This is a genomic window from Chryseobacterium kimseyorum (assembly GCF_025971945.1).
Lineage (GTDB): Bacteria > Bacteroidota > Bacteroidia > Flavobacteriales > Weeksellaceae > Chryseobacterium > Chryseobacterium kimseyorum.
Genome location: NZ_JAPDHW010000001.1, coordinates 286151 through 311507, shown reverse-complemented (window position 1 = coordinate 311507; position 25357 = coordinate 286151). Strand labels below are relative to the sequence as shown.

Genomic DNA, 25357 nt, shown 5'->3' with positions numbered 1-25357 from the left:
TAGACTCAAAAATAATATTTTTCTGCATATTAATTCTCATGATCTTGATAAAATTAGCAATTTATTATACTGATAAACGACTCACATGAATAAATTCAAAAATTTCCTGAATGCAAAACTGTCTCAAACTTCTAACTATACTCATCTTTGCAAACGTTTATTCTCAGCAACAGTTTGTGTTTTTCGGTTCTTATAACTGGGAGAATAATTCAGAAGGGATTTATGTTTATCAATTAGAAAATGAGACCGGGAAACTTACAAAAATCACTTCAATAAAAGATGTTATTAACCCGTCATATATTACAATTTCTGAGGACGGAAAATATATTTATGCATCTTCAGAGAGTAAAATTAAAAATGGCGGAACGGTCAGTTCTTTTCGTTTTAATAAAGAAGAAAAAATCCTGAAGTTATTGAACAGTCAGAAAAGTGGCGGCGAAAATCCTGTTTATGTAAGCGTTCATAAGAATGGAAAATGGTTGGTCAACGGAAATTATACATATGCAAGTGTTTCAGTTTATCCAATATTGGAAGATGGAAGAATAGATTCAATATCACAGTTACTAAAATTTTCCGAAGGAAGTATAAATCCGGATAGACAGGCAGAAGCCCATATTCATTCTGCGGTGTTTTCACCTGATTTTAAAACTATATTTTTTACCGATTTAGGAGCTGATAAAATTCGAATATATCCGTTTGATAATGGTGATTTAAAACCATTAAATGTAGAAAAAAGCCGTTTCATCAAGACAAAACCGGGAAGTGGACCAAGACATTTTATTTTAAGTAAAAACGGAAAATGGGCCTATAGTATTGAAGAAATGGCGGGCGAAATTTCTGTATATGATTTTACAGAAAACACACTCAGAGAGATTCAGAAGATCCCTACGCATCCTGCAAAAATTAAGGATGGGTTTGAAAGTTCAGATCTTCATATTTCTCCCGATGGAAAATTTTTATATGCCAGCAACAGAGGAAGAGAAAACAATATTGCCATCTTTAAAATTCAGTCAGATGGAACTTTGGAAACGCTTGGCTATCAGAAAACATACGGAAAACATCCAAGAACTTTTATTATAGATGAAACCGGAAAATTTGTTATCGTAGCCAATACTGGAAGCAACAGAGTTGTCACTTTTAAAAGAAATCCTGTCACCGGATTGCTCAAAAAAACAGGGAAATCTTTGAAAATAACAAATGTTTCCTGTGTAAAAACAAAAGTCTACGATACACAAAAAGATTAGTTGATATCTAATTTCTCCAGATAAGTCATAATTATTTTTTGAAATTTATCTAAACTTACATTTTCGGATTTAATTATTTTTCCATCTTTATATATATGATATTCATTCGTGTCATTGAGTTTTCTGTTTTTAAAATCTAAAAAAATTCCTTCTTTAATCTTTCCCAAAGAATCTGTTTGAAGATAAGCCAAAGGTTGTGGCTCAAATTTTTCGGCATAGCTTCCATAAAAGATTTTCAAAAGTGCATCATCTTCACTGAAAAAATCTGCTATATTTTCAAATATTTCATCCAGACTATCTAAATTTGGCTGAATATTGAGTCGGTTAAAGACTTTAAATATTTTATCATGACTGTCGTCTCCTAAAACTTCATAATCAGTTGAAATATTATAAGTTATTACGTTCTCATTATAGATTGCACTGGTAACCATTGTGTTTTTCGGTAAATTTTTAATATCAAAATCAATACTTTCCTGAATAACTACCGGTTTGTTTTGATAGAGAAAAGTTTTCACTTGCTTTTTGCCTTGTAACTTAATCGTAACGACTGCTTCTGTATCTGCAGAATTAATCATATGAATTTCATCATTAGATTTTGAGAAGATCAGAGCATTTGCATAATTGACTGCAAACATAGACACTACAACACTGTCCAGTTTTCCGTTCTTATACTTTTTATAAGTACTTCCACTTTCGATTTTCTTTTCTGTATAACTCGAACCTTTTTCCTGACCGAAAGAGAATGTTGCATAGATTATAATGAAGGTAATGCTTAAAATATTTTTCATAGTTGCAATTTGAATCAGTTAGTGAAAGTTCTAATTAAAAGTATTTCATCCTATTTTCTAAACGAAAAATCAACTCGAATAAATTTAATGAAAGTAATTCACTGATTGTAAAGGAATGATTAAAAAACAAAAATAATTTTTCTACGAAAGTTCGGAATTTGATTTCCTAGAATAAATTTTATGAACTGCTGTAAATAAACTGATAACGCCAATCAAAAGAAGGAAAGACCTTACCCAGTTCATAAAACTCCATTCTGATGATAATTTTTTCAACGTTTCAATATCAGGAACGGGTTGAGAAACAAACATAAGATCACTTCGTGGATGGAAGTAAGTAAATGCGAAAATATCTCCTGCAATAGAACATAGCAATGCAATGCCGAGAAATAACCTAACTGATTTTTCGGTTTTCCAAAATACAATCAGAGACAGCAATGTGAAGATTTGGGTTGCCGGTGAAAAAAATTGAAAAAAATTTCCGGGATTTACCGTTTTAAAATATTCTCTTGCCGCCATTATCGACTTCGGAATATCACTTTTAGCTGCTTCTGATATTACCATCGAGTTAAAAACATTCGTAAACAGCACACCGCTCGCCAAAGCAATGGAGATAAACAGGATTATTTTTTTCATTTTATAAGTTTTTAGTTTGTTTAAATTTAACGAAAAATCTGTAACAAACTAAAAACTAATGAATCTAGATTGATAAGCAAAATTATTTTGCTTGCCCGATGTCCAATCTGATGATATTGTCATTCTCATCAGTATGAAAATTAAAATACGTTCTGAAAGTTCCCCATTGTCCGGCGAAGAAATTTCCTTCAAGATTTTTTCCGTCGTTTTCTACTTTGTCAATGCTGAGAAATTTTTCTTGATGATTAAAAGCGTTGTCGAAAAATGATTTTAAATCTAATTGATTCCCATCATCAGTAAGAATCGCATCTTTTGTAAAGTACGAGTACCAAAGTGTTTTATCATTATCTTGCAAAGCTTCGACGGCTTTTTTTACGGTTTCGTTGGTGATATTATTTAAATTCATATTTGTTGTTTTTCTGTTTTTAGCTATTAAGTATAAATTAATTTGGTTTAAGCTGTCATAAAAATGCTTACATCTTTATCCTGTATTGATAATCAAAAATGAAAATGTTTGTTTTTATTAATGAGCACTAATGAAATCATAAATTAAAAATGAGCCACCAAAAAATTTCAATGACTCATTATAATGTACAAATTTATTAAATTATCTTGTGGTATAACCTCCGTTTGCGAAGATGGTCTGTCCTGTGATCCACCATCCGTCGGTTACCAAAAACTCTACTAGTGGTGCGATGTCTTTAATATCGGTTAATCCGCCTAAGGCTGAAGCTGACTTGTGATAAGCAACTGCTTCCGGAGCTTCCTGTCCATAGAAAAATGGCGTATCCATTGGTCCAGGAGCTACTGCTGAAACTGAAATTCCTCTTTCTCCAAATTCTTTTGAAGCCATTCTTGTAAAATGCTCAACTGGCGCTTTTGCACCCGCATAAGTAGAATACAAACCTGTGTACGCTGCTAACAATGATGTTACAATAGTGTTGATTTTTCCATTATTGTTTAAATGTTTTCCAGCTTCCTGAATGAAAAAATAAGCTACTTTTGAATTAATATCGAACATGGTGTCGTAATCGGCTTCTGTAGTTTCTAAAAACGGCTTTTTCAAGACCATACCAACAGTGTTGATCGCAATATCGATACCACCGAATTTTTGTTTTGCAGCTTCGAAAAGTTTCGCGATATTTTCTACTTTGGTTAAATCTGCTTGAAAAATAAAGGCTTCTCCGCCTGCACTGGTAATATCACCTAATGTTTTTTCGGCATCTTCTTTTGTGCTGTCGCTGTTGTAATGAATGGCAACTTTTGCTCCTTTCTGCGCAAAATTACGGCTTAATAAGCCTCCTAGGTTTTTTGCTCCACCTGCTATTAATACTACTTTTCCGTGTAAGTCGTTTCTTGACATTTGTGTATGTGTTTAAAATTTGTTCTGCAAAACTAAGAAAACTGAATGAATATTCAGTCAGTTTTAGGTTAAAAAAATTTAATTTTTTATAGAGTCCCAAGACATCGTTAAAAAAAGTTGAATTGTTGCATCAGTAAATGGAATTTGTTCATCTTTTGCCCAAAGAATCCAGCCATTGATTGTACTGAAAGTGAACAACCTGAGGTGATTGGCTTTCAAAGGTTTAAAAAGTTTTTGCTTAAGACCCTCCTCATAAAATTCATCAAAGACCAAAAATCTCTCCATCGCAATACTGTTGATCTCTTCATTTAATATATTGGAAGAAGCGAATTGGTAAGAGAAATAATACTCAGTAGGATGCTCAACGAAATACCGAACTACCCTCTCCCAAAGAACAAAATACTGCTCTCTGACAGAAAGATTATCCGCAGAATAATTATTAAATATATAATCGGCTTCCTTTTTTTTCTGCCAAATCCAGATTTGCTGTACCAGATCTTCCTTGTCTTTAAAATGCTTGTAAAAAGTACCAATTCCCACTTGCGCTTTGGCTGCAATTTCAGCAACGGTAATTGCGTGCAATCCTTTAGATACAAGCAATTCTATCGAAGCGGAAAGGATATTTTCTCTTTTGTCATTCATTTTAAAAGGTTGAAAATTGAGATCTCAAAGATAGGCATTGTTTAGAGAGTTAAATAATGTTAGGGAGATATTTCGTGAGAATTTAAAAGCAATTCATTTAAAAATGAAATATTTTTTATAATTTTAAATCAAACAAAATTTATGAAAATCATCGTAGGTTCATTTTTAATATTTTCAGGTATATTTTCTGCTCAGACGACGCTTGTCGAGCCATTAAAGAGTGACAGTTTAGATCTTCACAAGTTCAATTCTCCTATTGTAAAAGAAACTGAACAGGCATCTGCTGACAGCGCAATTGCAAAACTTTATAAAATGCCGAATGCTAAACCTGTAAACCCTGAAATGTACACGATTTTAAAAGCGCCGGTAAAAAATAATGATCATTTTAAAATCTTAAATTCTTTTGATTCTAAAAATTCAAAAAAAACAAAAAAACTGGCAAATAAATAAATTCTGATGCCCTTCATTGTTGATAACATCTTCTAAAATTAATTTGAAAAATATAGAATTTATAAAGGCTGTTTTATATTTTTGTAGTCTATTTTTATAAGATGACAAAAGAGGAACTTCTACATAAAGCTATTAGAATCGCTGATAAAGCACATAAAGGTCAAAAAGATAAATACCACGCACCTTATATTGCTCATGTAATGAGGGTCATGGAATATGGTAAAACTTTGGACGAGAAAATTGTGGGAGTATTGCACGATGTGGTAGAAGACAATCCGCAGGATTTCAGTATTGAATTTTTACGAAATGAAGGATTTCCAGAATATATTCTCTATGCAGTCAGCTGTCTGACCAAATATGATCCGGATGAGATTTACGATGATTTTGTGAAGAGAACAGAACGTTCTCCGCTTGCAGTTGCTGTAAAACTCAATGATCTTCGCGATAATATGGATTTGAGAAGAGTTAACCGAGAACTGACTGCGAAGGATATCACAAGATTCAACAAATATCTGAAAGCATATCGCTATCTGTCTGAGAAATATTAATCTGCTCCCGGAAAATGATAGGTTTTGGGCTCATGGCCTTTCGTTCCGTCGATATTTATGTTTAAGGCTAAATAAATGAAGTGTACATTTTTATTTCCTTTTGCATCAAATTCTCTCTGCCACAAATATCCGCCCAGAACACCAAAGTTATCATCAATCTGATAACCAAGACCACCATACACTCTATTTCTTGCAAATGCAGGTTTTATTGGTGATACAATGAAAATTTCATCATAAACGTTTGCAAATAATGTCCCCGGTGCAATTTTTTTAGCATTTAAAGGAACAGAAATATTCAGACGGTAACGGTAACGCATTCTCTCAGATCTTTTGTCTGTCTGTGGCTCATAAAACCATGATTTTTCTGCACGGAACCTGTTTTCAAACTTTACCACTCCGCTTTTAAAATCGATGACATCCTGCAGCCATACACGAAATTCCTCTCTATTAATCGCATGATCTTTGTACGTTGCGTATCTCCCTAATCCGATAAATGGCTTGTGATTTTTGGTCAAATTATATCCTAAACCTCCTTTGATCTCGTAGTAATCGGGATAAGTATATTCCTCGATACCTCTCGACTGACCTTCGGCATACAGGAAAAATTTTGGATGAAACTTATAAGTTACAGTCAGCGCATTAAAAGCGGAAATATGTTCCTGAGCACTCAAAAGACTCATCATCAAAACAAAACCAAGACTTGTAATAAGTTTCATCCAAAAAATTTTTGCAAAAGTAAATGATTTAACAATTAAGTAATGTTAAGTTTACTTAATATTAATATTGTAAGTAAAGCCTATGTGAAACCATCTTTGCGGCATAGGAACTCCAAAAGTTTCTGTATAATCAGAATCTGTTACATTGTTTACCAAAACGTAAACAGAAAAATCATTTTTATTAAAACTTAATTTTTCATCCAGAAGATTGTAACTTCCAAGATTCACGCGGTCATTATATCTGTAAACCAATTCATTGGTGAAATATTTTAAAAACTTTGTATTTAATTTTGCTACAAACTGATGTTTCAGATTATCCAAAACATATCTTGAATACCCACCGCTGAACTCTTTAAACTTATTGTCTAAGTACGTATAACCAACCGTATATTTCATCCAGTCGAAAACCTGATGACTCAATTCAGCTTCAATACCTTTTATTTCGGTATCACCAACATTCTTTGCATACCAGACAGGATCCTGCAAAGAACTTTTAACCCAGTCGATCGCATCTGATGAGCCTCTGTAGAAACCACTTACTTTTCCTAAAATATTTTTAGTCTGATATTGATATCCAATCTCTGCATACACAGCGCTTTCAGGGACTAAATTTTCATTGCCCTGCTCGGTTTTACTGGTATAATACAAATCTGTGAAAGTAGGTACACGATGCACTTTGGAGATGTTTCCATAGATTTTATTATTTTCATAAAATGAATATCCTACATCCAATCCCGGGTAAAAAAAGTTTCCTTCGTTGGAATAGTTGGCCCAGGAAATTCCGGGTGTGATATTTAATTTTTTGTCCAGCAGTGAAATATGGTGTTCAAAAAATACCTGCGAAACAAATCGCTCTCTGTGTCCTAAATTATTACTGGCCAGAAATTCTTTACGTAATTCTACACCCAATCCTGTTGTTCCCAAATTTGAAGTGTATGTTGAGTTGACTTCTCCACCCACATTATTTCCAATGTGCATATTTCTGTAAATCTCAGGCTTTTCTCTATTGAAAAGGTACATATCCTGCCCTCTTCGCCAATACACATTTGAATTTAATTTTAACTTTCCAAAGTTTTGCTGATAAGCCAAACTTACGATGGATGCCTGAAGTTCTTCATACTGCTCAGTCGCAGCAGGCGATGAATAAAAACCGTTTGCCCCGAATTTTTTCTCAGAAATACCTGCCTGCAATCTGATGCTTCCATCTTTTATTTTTAACTGATTCTGATAGAACACATTTTTCATCTCAAAATCTGTATTATGTCTGTATCCTTGCGAAGAATTTGAGTTTGCCTGTAACAGATTTGAAAATTTTTCGTTCCCAAAATTGGCATTTAAACCAAGTCCGTACGTTTCGTAATCGCCACCCTCTGCCCGAATTTTCACTCTTTTTCCAGGATTGGCTTTGGTGATAATATTAATCGCTCCCGCATACGCATTCTGCCCAAAACGTCTTGCCGCAGGACCTTTAATGATTTCAATTCTTTCAACATCTTCCAAATCTACAGGAACATTCAGCGAATTGTGACCGGTTTGCGAGTCATTCATTCTTATACCGTTAAGAAGCAAAAGAACCTGCTCAAAAGAACTACCGCGAAAACCGATATCACTCTGTACACCGTTGGCTCCTCTTCTTCTGATATCCATCCCGGGAATTTGCTGTAAAATTTCGTCAATGCTTGTTGCCGGTGAATTTAAAATATCTGTTTTTGTAATGACAGAAATGTTTTGGTTGGCATTTTTATAAGGTGTAGAAATAAATTTCCCCTGAATTTCTATAGAATCAATTTCTGCAGTTTTTTCCTGCGCCTTGATACTGCAAATTCCTGCAAGAAGAAAAGCTGCGAGTAGCTGTTTGTTCATTGTACTTTTTAGTTTAGTTTGAAGCTTCCAAAATTAGAAGACTTTTTCACAAACAAAAAATGATACATATCATAAAAAAATATTGTCGCAGAGTGCTTATTTAAAGGAAATCTTGAGTGTTGGATAACTTTTTTCTCTGTAAATATTTCTATGAAAATTTATAACAATTCGTTTCATTTTTAATTACTTTTTGATAAAATTTTCAATATAAATCTTTCTGAAATAATTACCGGATATGATCAATACTAAAAATATCATATTGAGAAATTAATATTTTGCTAAGTATTTTTTAATCTTAAATTTTTAAATTCCACCTGCTAAATATCCTTGTTTCGCAGTGGATTTATTTTAATTAAATCCGTCAAAATTTCGTATTTTTGTAGGTCTTAATTTTACTATGGCTCCAATTACAGAAATAGATATAAAAAAACAGGTTTTCGTTAAGAATGCACATCTTAACAACCTGAAACACATCGATGTTTTAATTCCTAAGAATAAATTGATCGTCATCACAGGAGTTTCCGGAAGCGGAAAATCTTCTTTGGCGTTTGACACTATTTATGCAGAAGGACAGAGACGTTATGTGGAAAGTTTGAGTTCGTACGCACGTCAGTTTTTAGGCAAGCTTGAAAAACCTAAAGTTGACGATATCAAAGGTTTAGCGCCTTCAATTGCGATTCAGCAGAAAGTAATTTCTTCAAATCCACGTTCTACGGTGGGAACTTCAACTGAGATTTACGATTACATGAAGCTTCTTTTTGCAAGAATCGGACGCACTTTTTCTCCGGTTTCTGGTGATGAAGTGAAAAAAGATTCTGTTTCTGATGTGATAGATTATATTAAATCAGCAAAAAAAGATACTTCATTTCTCTTAACTGCCCCGCTTGAATATGATATTGAAAATTTTACAGAAAATCTAAATATTTTAAAGCTTGCCGGTTTTACAAGACTGGAAGTAAACGGAAATGTTGCCGGCATTGAAGATCTTGAAAGTTTCGGGTTTGCACCTGGGAAAGGTATGGTGATCAATCTGGTTATCGACCGTTTTTCTTATGAAGATGATGAGAGTTTTCTTCAGCGTTTGGCAGATTCTATTCAAATGGCTTTCTATGAAGGTCGTGGATACTGTTCATTAAAGAATATTGAGACCGCAGAAACTAGAGATTTCTCTAATAAATTTGAGCTTGACGGACTGGAATTTCTTGAACCCAATGTTCATTTCTTCAGTTTTAATAATCCATACGGAGCCTGTCCTACGTGTGAAGGTTACGGTAAAGTGATTGGTATTGATGAAGATTTGGTGATTCCGAACAAAGCATTATCTGTTTTTGAAGATGCCATCGCATCATGGAAAGGAGAAACCATGAGCGAATGGAAGAAAGATTTTATTAAAAAAGCGAAAGACTTCCCAATTCATAAGCCTTATCATCAATTAACCAAGGAACAGAAAAATTATTTATGGAAAGGTGACGGAAGTAAATCTTTTCCGTCTTTGAATAATTTCTTCAACATGCTTGAGGAAAATTTATATAAAATTCAATACCGTGTGATGCTGTCCCGTTATCGTGGGAAAACACTTTGCCCGACCTGTGAAGGTTTGCGTTTGCGAGAAGAAACAACTTGGGTGAAAATTGACGGTCACAATATTCAGTCGATGATTGAGCTTCCTCTGGATGAACTTTCGCCAATGATTCATGGTTTAAAATTGTCTCAGCATGATAAAGATATTGCCAAGAGGTTGTTATACGAAATTACTACCCGACTGGAGTTTTTACTGAAAGTAGGATTAGGATATTTATCGATCAACAGAACATCCAACACGCTTTCAGGTGGAGAAAGTCAGAGAATTAATCTGGCAACGAGTTTGGGAAGTTCTCTGGTAGGTTCTATTTATATTTTAGATGAACCGTCGATTGGATTGCACTCTCGTGATACTGAAAATCTGATTGGCGTTTTAAAGAATCTCAGAGATTTAGGAAACACAGTTATCGTCGTTGAGCACGATGAAGACGTGATGAGAGCCGCAGACTACATCATTGATATTGGTCCGGAAGCGGGTTATTTAGGTGGTGAATTGGTTTTCGCCGGAGATTATAAAGAATTAAAAGATGCGGATACACTGACGTCGAAGTATCTGACAGGAAGACTTGAAATAAAAGTTCCTGAAAAGCGTAGAAAAGCAAAAGAATTTATTCATATCAAAGGGGCAAGAACAAACAATCTTAAAAATATTGACGTTGATGTTCCTTTGGAAAGTTTGGTAGTAATTTCAGGAGTTTCCGGAAGTGGAAAATCTACTTTGATGAAAGAAATTTTGACCAATGACATTCAGATTCAGCTGGGAATGGGCGGTAAAAAAGGTGATTACGATTCTGTGGAATTTCCTAAGAAACTGGTGAAGCATATTGAATTAATCGATCAAAACCCCATCGGAAAATCATCCCGTTCAAATCCTGTTACGTATTTGAAAGCGTATGACGACATCAGAGATCTATATTCTAAACAGAAGGTTTCGAAAATGATGGGTTATAAGCCAAAACATTTTTCTTTCAACGTTGATGGCGGAAGATGCGATGAATGTAAAGGTGAAGGAGTCATCAATGTTTCGATGCAGTTTATGGCTGATATAGAACTGGAATGTGAAGTGTGTAAAGGAACACGTTTCAAAAACGAGATTCTTGAAGTAAGATTTGACGAAAAAAATATTTCGGATATTCTTCACATGACCGTTGACGAAGCTTTGACATTTTTTAAAGATAATAAAGAAGATAAAATTGTTACAAAACTGACTCCGCTTCAGGAAGTTGGTTTGGGATATCTGCAGTTGGGGCAAAGCTCTTCTACACTTTCCGGCGGTGAAGCGCAGCGTGTGAAACTGGCATCATTTCTTGTAAAAGGTGTGACTACAGATAAAACATTATTTATTTTTGATGAACCATCAACAGGTTTGCATTTCCATGATATTCAAAAGTTGTTAAAGTCACTTCAGGCTTTAATCGACCTTGGACATTCAGTAATTGTGATTGAACATCAACCCGATATTATGAAATCTGCTGATCACATTATCGATATCGGCCCGGAAGCCGGAAAGTATGGTGGAGAAGTAGTTTTTGCGGGTACGCCAGAAGATTTGGCAAAAAATAAGAAGTCTCATACAGCGAAGTATATTGCGGAGAAACTGTAAGTGGCTTTTGGCGGTTGGCTTATTGTTATTGGCTTTTGATACTTTAGTGTCTGTAGTCTTATACTTACATCAGTATTGAAAGTTTTAACTTTATTATTTATTATGCTAGCTTTTTTCATCATGCAAAAATGATGAGCAGAAAATTGTTGAAAAGAAAGTTTTCTCCGTTTCAAAATATAATAATAATATTATTTAAAAGCGGACTCAAGAAGCGTTTGCCAAAAATCCAGAGTTATCGACCATTAAGGAGGATAAGTCATATGATTTTTCTAAAGGAGCGGTGAATTTTATCATTTTAAATAGCGGTAAAGTATATTTTTATAATGAAGAATCGATATGGAATTGGTGTGGTTGGCATGTAGATGACAATGATATAATCAACAGAAAACTTAGTAAAGACAGTTTACATCAAATCGATAATAATCAAATTTACTCATTACTAAAGGATAAATCTTTTGAGAAGAATATGAAAGATCATCAAGGTAGACTTCAAACTTTATCGTTTTCATTTAAAAGTGATACGATTAAGAATTTAGATATTTACAGGTTATTATAAGACATCGACAGTTTAGGCTATCACTCATATACTGTAAGAATAATAGCACCTTTTGAAAAGAAAGCTCTTCGCAGTCAATCATAAAAAAGGAAGCAAAATTGCTTCCTTTTTATTACTTCACAGTCATTTTAAAAATTTTTAGTTTTTCACCTTTTTCAGAAACCACTTCAAGTAGATAATTTCCTTTAATCAATTTATTATTTAAATCAAATTGATTGATTTTCTTCTTCTCACATGCAGTCTGATAAATTAACTTCCCGGACATATCAAAAATCGAGAGACTTGTTTTCTGTTTTTCTAAAATGCCTCCTGAAATAGTGAAACTACCGTTATTAGGATTGTCGTACAGTTGCAGGCCATTATCTTTAACTAAATCTGATGTCAACAATTCATTTTTCAAATTAAATCTAGCAATGAAGCCAAACGGATTTCCAGGATAAGGATTCGTCATATTCTGATGCGCTGCACCTTCTGTGCCTATACCGGTCGGTGACCCCGTTAGTCCCCACAATACAAAAGAACCATTATTCAGGAATTTAGCATTGAGGTGTTCTCCAAAGAAGTTTCCGCCCAGACCACCGTAGTAAGAAGCCCATTTTCTATTTCCTAAATGATCGAATTCCGCAAAATACATATTGCTGGAACCCGAAGGATTTGGAACGGTCGTGAGAAATGCTCCGGGAGTTGAAATATTACTCGCCGAACCATTTTGAGATCCTGTAATAATGATTCTGTTGTCTAAAACTGTAAGGTTGTCGGATCCATTAATTATATCATAGCCAATGCCGCCAAAATAGGTGCTCCAGACACGATTTCCTGTCAAATCAAATTTGCTAAGAAAAAGATCTCCACCAGTCATTTGACCTTTAAATGCGCCAGGCGTTGCAAAATAAGTGGGATAATCATCATCTTCGTTTTGACCACTTACATAGATACCGGTCGAATTAACTTGAATAACACTGATCCCCGAACCAGTATACAATTGCGGGTTGAGAGGAGTTCCATAAAATGTACCCCACACTTTTTGACCTGTATTCGCATTCCATTTCATAATAATATTTGATGCAGGTACAATCGGTTGGAACGTGCCTGGGTCAGTGAAATTTCCTGGCATAGCCGGGAAATACTGAGACACAAGATACAGTTCATTATTATAAAATTTAAAATCAAAAATTCCGGTCACACTGAATGTTCCCCAAATTTTCTGTCCTGAAGGACTAAGTTTTACCAGATAAGAATTATCATGTTGAATATTTGAAACTGAATAAGGGACGAAGTTTTGCTGAAATACACCTGCTGTTCCCAATCCTGGAATATCTTCATGAGTATTACCCAACAAATATACATTCTGCTGATCATCAAATCTTAATGTAAAGTATTGTGAACCACCATTGTTTGGAAGGTAAGTAGTCCACAGTAAATTATTATTGGCATCACGCTTCGAAAGAATTATGGTAAAAGTCCCTGCAGCGTTAGTGCCCTGTGTAAGCCATGCTCCAGATGTTGCGAGGTTCTGAATTTGTCCCGGCATTCTTTTCATAGTGTACACATTATCTAATGCATCAATACCAAGAATACGTTCGAAATTTGCATTACTATAGTAGCTTCCTTTTAAAAGCTGACCGCCACTTGAAAATTGGGCATTGTAATAATTTGATGTTCCCGGAAAAATTGTGTTTCCACCTCCTGCAACAAATTGATTATAATATGATGCATTATATCCGTTAGCGAATGAAGTTGTTCCCGGTACATAAAAATTGTTCTGTGAATCTTTAAAAAGAGATGTCCCTGTTACAGAGAATTCTGACAAATAAGTACCAGTGCCGCCTACATAAGTTCCCCATTCTCTTTCATAAGGAAAATTATTTTGGGCATGGTAAAGCTTTCCAATACAGATAATTGATAATAAAGAAAATAATTTTGTGATCATGGTAGGTGGTATTAATTCACTCACAATATACTAAATAATCATATTATGTTAAATCAATTTTCTTAAAAAATAAAAATTGGACTTATCCACAAAAAAATGTGGATAACCTGTTAATTTTAACATTAAATTGATATTGCGTATTAAAAATATTCTTACATTTACTATGTAATAAAACTGAAATGAAATCATTTTTTGCTCTCTTCGTTTTCGGAATTGCAATTAAATTTGAAATAAAAATTTAAGCACAGCATCGTCGGCTGTGCTTTTTTGTTGTTGTTTAATTAAAAAATGAGATGTATTTATCTATTGAATCCGCTTCTAAAGAGCGGATTCTTTCGTTAAAATTTCATAAATAAAATAGTTATGTTGATCATCTTTGTTATTTTTGACCGAATCTAAAAACTATGAAGAAAAACTTATTCAGCCTGCTTGTCCTTGCAGGCGTTTTTGCGCAGGCGCAACTGAAAAACCCGGGTTTCGAAAATCTTGCAGATGCTGCTCCCACAGATTGGAAAGCAAAAACGGTTGACCCTTACGAAATAAAGGTCGATCAAAATGTCAAGCACTCAGGGAACAATTCTTTGCTGTTACAATGCTCAAAAACTGATGCAGTTGGCTTTCAGCCATTTTCTCAGGTAATAAAAATCCCCGGAAAAGGTTTGCGTACGATTGAAATAAGCGCTTATATAAAATCTGAAAACACTGCAGGAGATATTGCAATGTGGACACAGGTGAGAGATAAAGAGGATACTATGATCGATTTTGGAAATTCAATATCTCAGGGAAAGAATGTCGTTCCTAATGCTGATTGGAAAAAGTATTCTTTGGAATTTATGGTGGATGATAAAGCAGATAATTTCTTGCTCGGCGGCTATTTATCGAAAGGTGGAAAAGTTTGGTTTGATGATTTCAGCGTAACTGAAATTCCTTTTTCTGACAAACCGGCATCTGCAGAGGCTTTGAGATATGTTAATGAATTTAAAAAAATCATTCAGAAAAATTCAATTTTTAGAGAGAAAATTGATTGGACTACAATGGAAACCAATCTGCAGAAAGTTTCTAAAGGAATGGAAAGTATTGAAGACACAGCACCAGCCTTGCAGTACATGATGAAAACATTGCGGGAAGCAGGCGATTCGCATTCTTTTATTGAATCTAAAAATACTGTTGATAAAAAAAACACATCTAATCCTGTCGCTAAAGAACCGGAAAGCAAAATTTTAAGTGGCAATATCGGCTATATTATGGTTCCCGGATTTTCATCTGTAAACAAAACAGTCGGCAATTCTTTTGCAGATAAAATTCAGCAAATGATTGAAAAACTGGACAGCGAAAATAATATCAAAGGTTGGATTGTCGATCTGAGAACCAATACAGGAGGAAATATGTATCCCATGATTGCAGGTTTAGGACCATTGATCGGCGATGGTACTCTGGGATATTTTACAGATGGAAAAAAGAAAACTGCATGGAAATATAAAAATGGAAAAGCCAGTTATACCAAAGTCAGCAAACCTTATCATCTTAAAAATGAAAATAATCGAATTGCAGTTTTAATTGGTCCATACACAGCAAGCAGTGGTGAAGCTACGGCCATCTCTTTTATCGGGAAAACCAATGTGAAAACATTTGGAACTCCTTCTGCAGGACTGACCAGCGCCAACGACGGATTCAAACTCAGCGATGGGAAGATGCTTCTTTTGGCAAGTTCTTATGAAATGGACAGAACAGGGAAAAACTACACAGGTAAAATACAGCCCGATGAATTTGTTGAGCCATCAAAAAATTCTGAAGTAGATCATCAAATAGAGTCAGCGAGCCATTGGATTTCAAAATAAAGGTCTAGCTTTCAAACTGAATTTGGATAATTAAGAATGAAAGGGCTTTGATTTACATCAAAGCCCTTTTTATTTAAGGATTTTAAATAAAAAACTGGCAGAAAATATTTCGCCAGTCTCTTGAAAAATGAAAAATTAATATGGATATGAACTCTGTTATTCCTTTGATTTGTTTTAATCGATATACAAATATATAATTATTTAGAATTGATCTAAATAAAATTAAACTGACTTTTGTCAGTTTAAAATATGACAACGAAAATCATTCTCTCGTCAGCTGATCCAGTTTTTTTAGCAGTGTTGGAAATCTAAAACTACCGTGCATTTTTTCAATCTTCTTTTGTACTTCATCCACATCAATTCCGATGGCGGTTACGAATAGTGGCGTTTTGCTTACTCCGCGATAAACCGACCGCCTTTGAGAATCCGCAGCTGAAAACTCATTCTTTGCGATTCCTACAATGGGAAAGTTTTTATCTAATGCTTCGTAAAGATAGCCGCCCAATCCCATTTTTCCATCATCATTTAAACTTACATAACCGTCAACAATGATAATGTCATTTTCTTTCAAATTAATTTTTGACAGTAAACTTAAGATACATGGCAGCTCTCTTTTATAAAACGCACCACTTTCGTATTGTGCTGCGACTGAAATTTTTTCGGTAAATATTTCTTTCTCAATATCTGAATCCCAGTCTTCAAATGCAATGCAGACAGTTTTGGCAATATCGTTCAGATAATAAGTATCAAAAGCGTAGATCATGCTGGATTACTTATCGAAAAATTCTCCAAAATGCCAAAGAATTCCTGAAGGATCGTGGAGAAAACATTCTTTACCCCAATCCATCGTTTTGACCGGGCTGAGCTTTGCAGATGGATATTTTTGTGGAAGATTGAGAGCGGATAACTCAAGATAATACTCTTCAGTATCCTCAACTTCAATAAAAATCATCGTATTTTCAATCCATTCTTTTGCATAATAATCCTGTAGATAAAATGCAATATCATCTTTTTTAAAGACAGAAAAATTGTGTTCAAGCACAGTTTCCTCAAAACCTAAATCTCTGTAAAATGCTCTGCTTTCTTCAAAATTTTTAGCTCCTACAAAAGGGCGGATAGATTTAATTTTTTGCTTCATATTTATTTAAATAAAAAAAAACCTACAGGAAAATTCTGTAGGCCCGGACAGTAACTTATTTTTTATCAACTACAATTCTTGCTTCTCTGTTGGCAATTTCCCAAGCCGTCGCAAAAACCAATTGTGTTCTTTTCTGCAACATCGAATAGTCGATTTTTTCAACGTCATCCGTCGGTTTGTGGTAATCTTCATGAATTCCGTCAAAGAAAAATGCAACAGGAATATTATTTTTAGCAAAATTATAATGATCTGATCTGTAATACAATCTTTCAGGATCTTTAGGATCGTCGTATTTATAATTCAGTTCCATATTAACTGTTTTTTTGTTGGCAGCTTCATTAATCACTTTCAGTTCAGAACTCAACATTTCTGACCCAATAACGTAAACATAATTTTTACCTCTGTTTTCGGGATCATCGCGACCGATCATGTCGATATTTAAATCCACAACTGTGTTCGCTAAAGGAAAAACTGGATTATCTGAATAGTATTCAGAACCAAATAATCCATGTTCCTCACCGGTAACATGAAGGAATAAGATCGATCTTTTTGGTCCGTTCCCAGCTTTTTTGGCGCTTTGAAATGCTTTGGCAATTTCCATCACCGCTACTGTTCCGCTTCCATCGTCATCTGCTCCGTTGTACACTACTCCATTTCGTGTTCCTACGTGATCGTAATGAGCCGAAATTACGACAATCTCTTCAGGTTTTTCGCTCCCTTCAATAAAAGCTAATATATTTTCTGAATCAGGTAGATTTCTTGCACCTCTCTGTTTCATATATTCAGCGGACACTTTTTGGTAGTAAGAACCTAAAGTCTTCGGAAAAGAAACTCCAATACTTTTATAATAATTAGTCATGTAAACTCCAGCTTTCTTTTGTCCAGGGCTTCCCGTGTCACGACCTTCCATATCATCTGCTGCAATCACGTAGAGATTTTTCTTCAAATCCTCCAGCTTAATTGTTTGATAAGCAGATTGAAAACCTTTATCACTTTTAAATACGCTTGAACCTGATGCAGTTGAAGAACTTTTATCATTCACAGCAACTTTTGAGGTTCCGCAACTCGTCAAAATGACCAGAGAAAATATAGGAATAAGAATTTTTTTCATAGATAAATTTTATTTTTTAAAAGTCCATAATACCGCCATGTATGATTATTCAATTACAGTTGTAAGGGCAATTTTAGTTATAATTATTGGTTTAAAATTAATGAAAATAATTTAACTGCGTGCGGTATCTTTTTTTTTATATATTTGATAAGCACTATGAAAAAGAATTACGGATTTAATGATTTTAAATTTTTCACTGAAATGTCTGAACTTGCTTCAAGACATCACAGCTTTGATTTGTCATTAGGTCTTCCTGATTTTGAGATTGATCCTCGACTGCGGCACTACCTGAAAGAGTCTGCAGATGTCATCACTCACAGTTACGAATCGCTCGCCGGCAATCCTTTGCTGATTGAGAATATTCTTCAGTTTAATCTGAAAAGAACGAACAGATTAGAATTAAAAAGAGAGGAAGTCAATATTGTTCCGTGCTCTACTTTTGCGCTCTACACTTCATTGAAATCTATTTTGGAATTTGGTGATGAAGTGGTTATCATTCAGCCGTCTTACTATACTTATGCTCCCTCTATTGTTTTAAATGGCGGTGTTCCTGTGTATTATAATCTTGATCATGATTTTGAAATAGATTGGGAGAAACTTCAAAACTGCATCTCTGATAAAACCAAAGCGATTATCATCAACTCTCCGCAAAACCCGACAGGAAAAATGTGGACCGCTTCAGATTGGGAGCAACTGTATCAGATGATTAAAAATCAGGAGATTTATCTAATTTCAGAAGAAATCTATGATATTTATTGCTACGACGGTATTTCACATTACAGTCCGTTTCTGCATCCTGAACTTAAAAAGAGAACGTTTTCTATTTTCTCTTTTGGTAAAATGTTCCATGCCACAGGTTGGAAGGTGAGCTATCTCTTAGCTTCAGAAGAATTGCTGGATAATTTCAGAAGTCATCAGCAGTACATCTCATACAGTTCAAATGCACCCTGCCAATATGCGATTGCTAAGTATCTTGAAGTTTTTGATCCTGCAGACAATCAGAAAATAATGCAGGACAAGAGGAATATTTTTAATGAAATGATTAAAGATACTCCACTGCAAATCGAAGAAAAAGCGGAAGGTGGATTTTTTCAGTTGGTGAATTTCAGAAATGTTTCTAAAACCATGACCGATGTTGAGTTTTCTAAATGGCTCACGGTTGAGAAAAAAGTTTCCTGTCTGCCGCTTTCTGCATTTTACAATTCCAGACAGGATTCAGATTATATTAGATTTAGTTTTGCTAAGAGAGATGATGTGATCATACAGGCTTTGGAACATCTGAAGAAAAATTTATAGGACTTCTCGCAACTCACGCAGATTTTCAAAGATAAAAACACCGCATTTTCTTGCGGTGTTTTATTTTTAAATGAAAGTTTAGATTTTCTTACAAAGAAAGAACTCTGACGTCGATTCTTCTGTTTTTTGCCATACACTCATCCGTATCATTAGCTGCACAAACAGGATGCTGTGAGCCATAACCTTCAGCTTCTATCCTGTCTCCTGCAATACCCAATTCTAACAGTTTTAGTTTAGTTGTCTGCGCTCGTAGGTTAGAAAGCTGTCTGTTGGCTTCTTCACTTCCTAAATTATCTGTATAACCACCCACCTTAATTTTAACATTAGGATATGCGTTCAGAATCTCGGCTAAATTCATCAGCTGTGTTTCTGATCCATCTTTTAAGTCACTTGACGCTGTTTGAAAGTAAAGATTCTCTATCGTGAACCATGCATTGGGATCTAAGACCTGCTGATCATTTCTTTTGATGTGATCGTACATTACATAAAGTTCGCTTTGATTTCCCAATGAGATCGTCTTTCCTCCTTTCAGTTTAATTTCCTGCACATTTCCTGTATCGTATACAAAATCACCATCTTCATTCATTTGACCCATGATTTCCTGCGGAACAACTATAGTATTTGCACCAGCTGCATTCTGATCAGCTGAATGAACTCCAGCCATTCCAGTTAAGCTTGCAATTTTCGCCTGTCTGTTGGCATCAATTTTATCTTTGTGCATCACAGCTAAAGTCGGTGCGATAACCAATGAAACAATAGACATTAATTTAATTAAAATATTCATTGATGGTCCTGAAGTATCTTTAAACGGATCTCCCACTGTATCTCCGGTAACAGAAGCTTTGTGCGGTTCTGAACCTTTAAAATACGTTTCTCCGTTGATTTTTGCTCCTTTCTCAAAAGATTTTTTAGCATTATCCCAAGCTCCACCTGCGTTATTCTGGAACATTCCCATCAATACTCCGCAAACGGTCGCTCCCGCTAAAAACCCACCCAAAACTTCAGGTCCGAAAATAAAACCTATTAAAAGAGGTGATATAATCGCAATTGCTCCCGGCAGCATCATCTTTCTTAGTGATGCCTCTGTAGAAATGGCAACGCACTTTTCATATTCGGGTTCTGCTTTTCCTTCTAAAATTCCAGGGATCTCTCTGAACTGTCTTCTTACTTCTTCCACCATTGCCATGGCAGCCTGTCCTACCGCTGTAATTGCCAATGAAGAAAAGATAAACGGAATCATTCCGCCGACAAATAATCCTGCGAGAACATCTGCTCTGTAAATATCAATACCGTCTATTCCTGCAATACCTACAAACGCTGCAAACAATGCTAAAGCTGTCAAAGCTGCTGAGGCAATTGCAAAACCTTTTCCGGTTGCGGCAGTTGTATTTCCCACAGCATCCAAAATATCTGTCTTCTCACGCACTTCTTTTGGAAGCTCGCTCATTTCTGCAATTCCCCCAGCGTTATCGGCAATCGGTCCGAATGCGTCAATTGCCAGCTGCATGGCTGTTGTCGCCATCATTCCCGCTGCTGCAATGGCAACTCCATAAAGTCCGGCACATAAGTACGAACCGTAAATACCTCCGGCCAAAACTATGATCGGTAAAAAGGTAGACTCCATCCCTACAGAAAGGCCACCAATGATATTGGTTGCATGACCTGTTGAAGACTGTTTTACAATGCTTTTAACGGGTCTTTTGCCCATCGCAGTGTAGTATTCTGTAATGATACTCATTAAAGTTCCCACAACTAAACCAACCATGATTGCTCCGAAAACACCCATCTTGGTAAATTCTATTCCGCGTAACACCATGGTTTCCGGCAATAAATAATTTACCAGAAAATATGATAATATTGCCGTGATGACGATACTTCCCCAGTTTCCGAGGTTTAATGCATTCTGAACACTTGAAGTGGATGAATCATCGTCGTCATTAATTTTGACGAACAACGTTCCGATCATTGAAAATATAATCCCTGTTCCTGCAATTAACATGGGTAATAGAATTGGTGCAAAGCCTCCAAACGAGTCATCAGAAATCGTTTCGCGTCCCAAAACCATGGTAGCTAATACTGTCGCAACGTAAGAACCGAACAAATCGGCACCCATTCCTGCAACATCGCCTACATTATCACCCACGTTATCTGCGATAGTCGCTGGGTTTCGGGGGTCGTCTTCGGGAATTCCCGCTTCTACTTTTCCTACCAAATCAGCTCCCACATCGGCAGCTTTGGTGTAAATTCCACCACCTACTCTTGCAAATAATGCAATTGATTCGGCTCCTAGAGAAAATCCTGTAAGAATTTCAATAGTTCTTTCCATTTCATGAGAGTCGACAGGAGCGTCCGCAGCGAAGATCTGTTTGATAATTAAATACAAAGCTCCCAGACCTAGCACAGCCAGTCCGGCAACGCCCATTCCCATTACAGAACCTCCTGCAAAAGAAACTTTTAACGCCTTAGCCAATGAAGTTCTTGCAGCTTCAGCAGTTCGAACGTTCGCTTTAGTGGCGATTTTCATTCCGATAAATCCTGCCAAAGCAGAAAAAACGGCGCCAATTACGAAAGCAATACTGATGCTCCAGTGCGAATTTGAATTCGTGGTTCCCATAACGGCAAGTAGAATGGCGACGATGACAACAAAATAAGTTAAGATTTTGTATTCTGCTTTTAGGAAAGCCATAGCTCCGTCAGCAATGTGTCCGCTGATTACTTTCATCTTTTCATTACCTGCATTTTGCTTGGTCACCCAATTGCTTTGAAGGAATGTATAGAGTAATGCGATGACACCAAAAATGGGTACTAAATAAAATAATTCCATAGTTTAATATTTGTTTGGTAATACATTAATAAATATACCAAATTATTTTATTTGCAATGGAAAATGTTTTAATGTCTTAAAAGCTTCTGAATAATGGTAATCCCAACAATTAGTAGATCGTTGATCTTCAATAAAAAAGAGCAAATGAAAATTCATTTACTCTTTATATTTTTTATGGAGAGATTTTTATCCTCCGAACTTGCTTGCGTAATCGTTTTGAGAAGCTACAATTACTTTTCTAGCGTGCTCAGCGCCGTAAACTTCCTGAATTCTACATTTTGCAGGCTCATCCGGAAGATTTTTATACGTTAAAAAGTAGTGCATCAGTCTTTTAACTTCAGCTTCTGGAAGTTCAGCAATATCTCTGAAATGTCCGAAAGCGTGGTCACTCACCATTACAGCAACGATTTTATCATCAGCTTCACCATCATCAATCATTTTGAAACCGCCGATTGGAATAGCCTCCATCAATAAACCTCCAGAATGAATATTGTGAGAACTTAAAACACAGATATCCAATGGATCATGATCTCCCATTGTAACGTCATTTGCTCCACTTTCTACAGCCAGTTTCATTACTTCTTCATTACAGTATGTTCTTGGAACAAATCCGTATAACGCGGGAATAATGTTTGAGAATTTCTGAGGTCTGTCAACCTTCAAATATCCTGTAGCTTTGTCAATTTCGTATTTAATAGTATCTGAAGGAACAATTTCCACGAAAACGTTAACCACGTTTGGCGCATCTTCTCCTGCAGAAATCCCATGCCACGGATGTGCTTTAAAATTTGGAATCATTTATTTATCTTTATTTTTATAGTTTACGCAATTATTAAAATCTCTCTTCGCAAATCTTCAATAGTCGCTCCGATGTAGTCATCTTCATTCATGTAATTCATGATGAGAACGGTCTTAAATTCGTTTAGATTTGCATTGTTATTCAGACTTTCGTAAGTTTTGTGAAGAAGGTCTATCACAGCATTTTTTGAATCAACAATATTCTGCCATGCATTTTTTGTTAAGTATAACTGTTGAGAAGAATTATACTCAAACTCTTCATTAATCGTTCTTTCCGTAAGAAATACAAATTCATGAGCTGCCAGATCTTTATCAAATTTCTGGATAAGATTGGAAGGTTTGATTCTTTCTAAAAACAGAGTCATTCTTTCATAAGAATGCGTTTTATTTTCAGAATTAGATTTTACAGAAAGTAATTTGATTTCCTGATTTTTTAAATTAATATAGGTATAGACAAACTGTCTCAGCAAAACCAAAAAAGGAATCGCCACAATCAATGCAAAAGCGTACGGTAAATAGTCTGAAAAATCTGTCATAATTTGAGGAAGCAAAATTACTAAATATTTGTTATTTAATCGTTATTTTAACAAGTTTTAATAAAAGCTTTGCCCACAAGTAATTAGAGAAGATAATAAATCGTCAAAACTCAGTTATTTTCAATGAAATTTAAAGTAATTTTACGCCACCGAAATCCCCAAAATCAAGCATGTCTCTTAAAAATTACGTTTCAAAATTTCTTTTTAGCTCAAAGATAAGTCACAGTTTTAAATCGTGGGTTTCTCTCATAGTAAACTCAAAAAGATACAGCTCTAGATTAAAGGAAAACACTTTGGATCTTAAAGACAATGAAACTTTTATTTATCATTTAAAAAGTGGATCTAAAAAATTCGATCTTTTCCTGAGAACATTTAAGGGAGATATCGGTGTTTTTTACGAGATATTTTGGATGAAAACATATGCACAGCATCTGTCTCTTTTAAAAACAAATCCGAAAATCATTGTTGATTTGGGAGCACATATCGGGATGACTTCCATCTATTTATCATTGAAATATCCCGATTCAAAAATATATGCGGTTGAAGCCTCACTGGAAAATTTCGAACTGCTAAAAGTAAACACAGGCTCATTTAAAAATATCATCTGTGTAAATGCTGCTGCGTATTTTGAAGACGGCTTTGTGAATTTCAGCAATGATGAACTTTCGTACAATCAGAAAATTTCAGAAACGGGAGTGTCTACTAAAGCGATCTCAATAGAAACTTTGCAAAAGAATTTTGAAATTCCCCATATTGATCTTATGAAAATAGATATTGAAGGTGGAGAAATTGATTTACTGAACAGGAATAATTCATGGCTTTCAGAAGTTGACAATATCATTATAGAAATTCATCATCCTTATACTTCGTCAGATTTAAATAAAAATCTAATGCCATTTGGATTCAGTATCAAACGAAATGAAGATTCTGTTCTGACGCTGACAAAAGACTAGTGATTTACAACTCAAAAAGTGCAGGTCGCTGCGTAACCTCATGATAACAGACACTCTTTTCATCAAAGTAATGATAAACAAGACTTTTTCTGGTTTTTGATTTGTCCAGATGTGGCTCTCCTCCGTGCAAAATATTGGCATGCCAGATAAGTAAATCACCCTTTTTACCTCTGAAAACTTCTTTTTTCAACCCCAATTCTTTTACTTTGCCTTCCAGGAATTCTTCATAGGCCTTGTAACTCTTCTTCCCTATTTTGAAGGTTGAACCTTCATTATCATAGTCAGAATTTAAAAAATATGGTAGCTTATGACTTCCAGGGATATAATGTAGCGCACCGTTGCTTTCATCAACATCTTCAAGTGCTATCCAAACTCCCAGCAGACCGCCGAGCGGATAAGTCGTCATATGAATACTGTCTGAATGAGTTTTCTGCTGACTTCCGTTGATGAAATTGATACTTTGAAAGAGCTTTGCCTGACCGTCTATTAGTACTGAGAGAAATTCTAACAGCTGTTTGTCATTTCCGATATTTTTTACGATTTCCGAGTGATGAATGACGAACATTAATTTACCACCATATCGGAATTTCACTGTTCCATCAGATATCAGCTTATCAATTTCGCTGTTGATCTGATCAGCAATTTTTTCAGTCAGAAAATTTCTCAGTACCAAAAAGCCTTTATCATCAAATTCGAGAACAGAATTTTGATTTTCATGACTTAGATTTTTGTAAAGATCCGTTTCCAACAATTTTGAATAATCAACCTTCCTTTCATTGGCAGGAAGATTTGAAAAATCTTTGCTTGAGATACTCGAAAAATAACTTTTATCCAGTCCGAACTTTTTATAAAGCGGAATATTATGTTTCAGTTTTTTCTTGTTAAAAAAATTGTAAACGATATAAGGAAATTTATAAGTTCTGATTTTATTGAGCATCTCTGGATT

General features: G+C 35.1%; 22 protein-coding genes. 7 read left to right on the top strand and 15 right to left on the bottom strand.

The window, feature by feature from the left end; all coding sequences use genetic code 11:
- Positions 1-110 precede the first annotated feature (110 nt).
- Positions 111-1244, top strand: coding sequence for a lactonase family protein (locus OMO38_RS01510; RefSeq protein WP_264748483.1), 1134 nt, complete (start codon positions 111-113; stop codon positions 1242-1244).
- Here OMO38_RS01510 and OMO38_RS01505 read toward each other — a convergent pair.
- The 5 genes from OMO38_RS01505 to OMO38_RS01485 all read right to left on the bottom strand — a co-directional run bounded on the left by OMO38_RS01505 (position 1241) and on the right by OMO38_RS01485 (position 4670).
- Positions 1241-2032: a hypothetical protein gene (locus OMO38_RS01505; RefSeq protein ID WP_264748482.1), complete on the bottom strand. Its 792-nt coding sequence runs from the start codon at positions 2030-2032 to the stop codon at positions 1241-1243. The two genes, OMO38_RS01510 and OMO38_RS01505, sit on opposite strands and share 4 nt — an antisense overlap.
- Positions 2033-2173: 141 nt before the next feature.
- A complete protein-coding gene (locus OMO38_RS01500) occupies positions 2174-2665 on the bottom strand; it encodes a DUF1772 domain-containing protein (protein ID WP_264748481.1) in 492 nt (163 codons plus the stop codon).
- 82 nt (positions 2666-2747) lie between these two features.
- Complete coding sequence (locus tag OMO38_RS01495) at positions 2748-3071, bottom strand: hypothetical protein (RefSeq protein ID WP_264748480.1); 324 nt, start codon at positions 3069-3071, stop codon at positions 2748-2750.
- A gap of 201 nt (positions 3072-3272) precedes the next feature.
- The gene (locus OMO38_RS01490; RefSeq protein ID WP_264748479.1) at positions 3273-4028 is read right to left on the bottom strand and encodes an SDR family oxidoreductase; all 756 of its coding nucleotides are present in this window, start codon (positions 4026-4028) and stop codon (positions 3273-3275) included.
- Between the two features lie 78 nt (positions 4029-4106).
- Entirely contained in the window at positions 4107-4670 is a 564-nt protein-coding gene (locus tag OMO38_RS01485) for a TetR/AcrR family transcriptional regulator (RefSeq protein WP_264748478.1), read from the bottom strand.
- Positions 4671-4811: 141 nt separating this feature from the next.
- Between OMO38_RS01485 and OMO38_RS01480 the strand changes: the two genes are divergently transcribed.
- Positions 4812-5120 carry a hypothetical protein gene (locus tag OMO38_RS01480; protein ID WP_264748477.1) on the top strand — a complete coding sequence of 103 codons (309 nt, stop codon included), beginning with the start codon at positions 4812-4814 and terminating at the stop codon, positions 5118-5120.
- 101 nt (positions 5121-5221) lie between these two features.
- Positions 5222-5668: a phosphohydrolase gene (locus tag OMO38_RS01475; protein ID WP_264748476.1), complete on the top strand. Its 447-nt coding sequence runs from the start codon at positions 5222-5224 to the stop codon at positions 5666-5668.
- Here the strand turns inward: OMO38_RS01475 and OMO38_RS01470 are convergent.
- Both OMO38_RS01470 and OMO38_RS01465 read right to left on the bottom strand, forming a co-directional pair.
- Positions 5665-6384: a DUF2490 domain-containing protein gene (locus OMO38_RS01470; RefSeq protein WP_264748475.1), complete on the bottom strand. Its 720-nt coding sequence runs from the start codon at positions 6382-6384 to the stop codon at positions 5665-5667. The two genes, OMO38_RS01475 and OMO38_RS01470, sit on opposite strands and share 4 nt — an antisense overlap.
- Before the next feature lie 51 nt (positions 6385-6435).
- Positions 6436-8247 carry a TonB-dependent receptor plug domain-containing protein gene (locus OMO38_RS01465; protein WP_264748474.1) on the bottom strand — a complete coding sequence of 604 codons (1812 nt, stop codon included), beginning with the start codon at positions 8245-8247 and terminating at the stop codon, positions 6436-6438.
- Between the two features lie 397 nt (positions 8248-8644).
- Here OMO38_RS01465 and uvrA point away from each other — a divergent pair, with 397 nt between their 5' ends.
- Entirely contained in the window at positions 8645-11431 is a 2787-nt protein-coding gene (gene uvrA, locus OMO38_RS01460) for an excinuclease ABC subunit UvrA (RefSeq protein WP_264748473.1), read from the top strand.
- A 668-nt stretch (positions 11432-12099) separates the two neighbouring features.
- On the opposite strand, the gene OMO38_RS01455 is transcribed toward uvrA, so the two are convergent.
- The gene (locus tag OMO38_RS01455) at positions 12100-13917 is read right to left on the bottom strand and encodes a T9SS type A sorting domain-containing protein (RefSeq protein ID WP_264748472.1); all 1818 of its coding nucleotides are present in this window, start codon (positions 13915-13917) and stop codon (positions 12100-12102) included.
- Between the two features lie 404 nt (positions 13918-14321).
- On the opposite strand from OMO38_RS01455, the gene OMO38_RS01450 reads away from it, so the two are divergent.
- Positions 14322-15755: a S41 family peptidase gene (locus tag OMO38_RS01450; RefSeq protein WP_264748471.1), complete on the top strand. Its 1434-nt coding sequence runs from the start codon at positions 14322-14324 to the stop codon at positions 15753-15755.
- Positions 15756-16017: 262 nt separating this feature from the next.
- On the opposite strand, the gene OMO38_RS01445 is transcribed toward OMO38_RS01450, so the two are convergent.
- The 3 genes from OMO38_RS01445 to OMO38_RS01435 are packed head-to-tail and all read right to left on the bottom strand — an operon-like array spanning position 16018 to position 18004.
- Positions 16018-16518 (bottom strand): endonuclease V, encoded by a 501-nt coding sequence (locus OMO38_RS01445; protein ID WP_264748470.1) that lies wholly within the window; start codon positions 16516-16518, stop codon positions 16018-16020.
- Positions 16519-16524: 6 nt separating this feature from the next.
- A complete protein-coding gene (locus tag OMO38_RS01440) occupies positions 16525-16893 on the bottom strand; it encodes a VOC family protein (protein WP_264748469.1) in 369 nt (122 codons plus the stop codon).
- 55 nt (positions 16894-16948) lie between these two features.
- Positions 16949-18004: a M28 family metallopeptidase gene (locus OMO38_RS01435; RefSeq protein WP_264748468.1), complete on the bottom strand. Its 1056-nt coding sequence runs from the start codon at positions 18002-18004 to the stop codon at positions 16949-16951.
- A gap of 156 nt (positions 18005-18160) precedes the next feature.
- Here OMO38_RS01435 and OMO38_RS01430 point away from each other — a divergent pair, with 156 nt between their 5' ends.
- Positions 18161-19300 carry an aminotransferase class I/II-fold pyridoxal phosphate-dependent enzyme gene (locus tag OMO38_RS01430; protein ID WP_264748467.1) on the top strand — a complete coding sequence of 380 codons (1140 nt, stop codon included), beginning with the start codon at positions 18161-18163 and terminating at the stop codon, positions 19298-19300.
- A gap of 88 nt (positions 19301-19388) precedes the next feature.
- Here OMO38_RS01430 and OMO38_RS01425 read toward each other — a convergent pair whose 3' ends face one another.
- From OMO38_RS01425 to OMO38_RS01415, 3 genes are all read right to left on the bottom strand, one after another.
- Positions 19389-22124, bottom strand: a complete 2736-nt coding sequence (locus tag OMO38_RS01425) for a sodium-translocating pyrophosphatase (RefSeq protein WP_264748466.1) — start codon at positions 22122-22124, stop codon at positions 19389-19391.
- A gap of 186 nt (positions 22125-22310) precedes the next feature.
- On the bottom strand, positions 22311-22922 hold the full coding sequence (locus OMO38_RS01420; protein WP_264748465.1) for an inorganic pyrophosphatase: 612 nt from the start codon (positions 22920-22922) through the stop codon (positions 22311-22313).
- A 23-nt stretch (positions 22923-22945) separates the two neighbouring features.
- Positions 22946-23458: a DUF7935 family protein gene (locus tag OMO38_RS01415; protein WP_264748464.1), complete on the bottom strand. Its 513-nt coding sequence runs from the start codon at positions 23456-23458 to the stop codon at positions 22946-22948.
- 293 nt (positions 23459-23751) lie between these two features.
- On the opposite strand from OMO38_RS01415, the gene OMO38_RS01410 reads away from it, so the two are divergent.
- On the top strand, positions 23752-24411 hold the full coding sequence (locus OMO38_RS01410; RefSeq protein WP_264748463.1) for an FkbM family methyltransferase: 660 nt from the start codon (positions 23752-23754) through the stop codon (positions 24409-24411).
- Between the two features lie 4 nt (positions 24412-24415).
- Here the strand turns inward: OMO38_RS01410 and OMO38_RS01405 are convergent, their stop codons facing one another.
- Positions 24416-25348 carry a phytanoyl-CoA dioxygenase family protein gene (locus tag OMO38_RS01405; protein ID WP_264748462.1) on the bottom strand — a complete coding sequence of 311 codons (933 nt, stop codon included), beginning with the start codon at positions 25346-25348 and terminating at the stop codon, positions 24416-24418.
- Positions 25349-25357 lie beyond the last annotated feature (9 nt).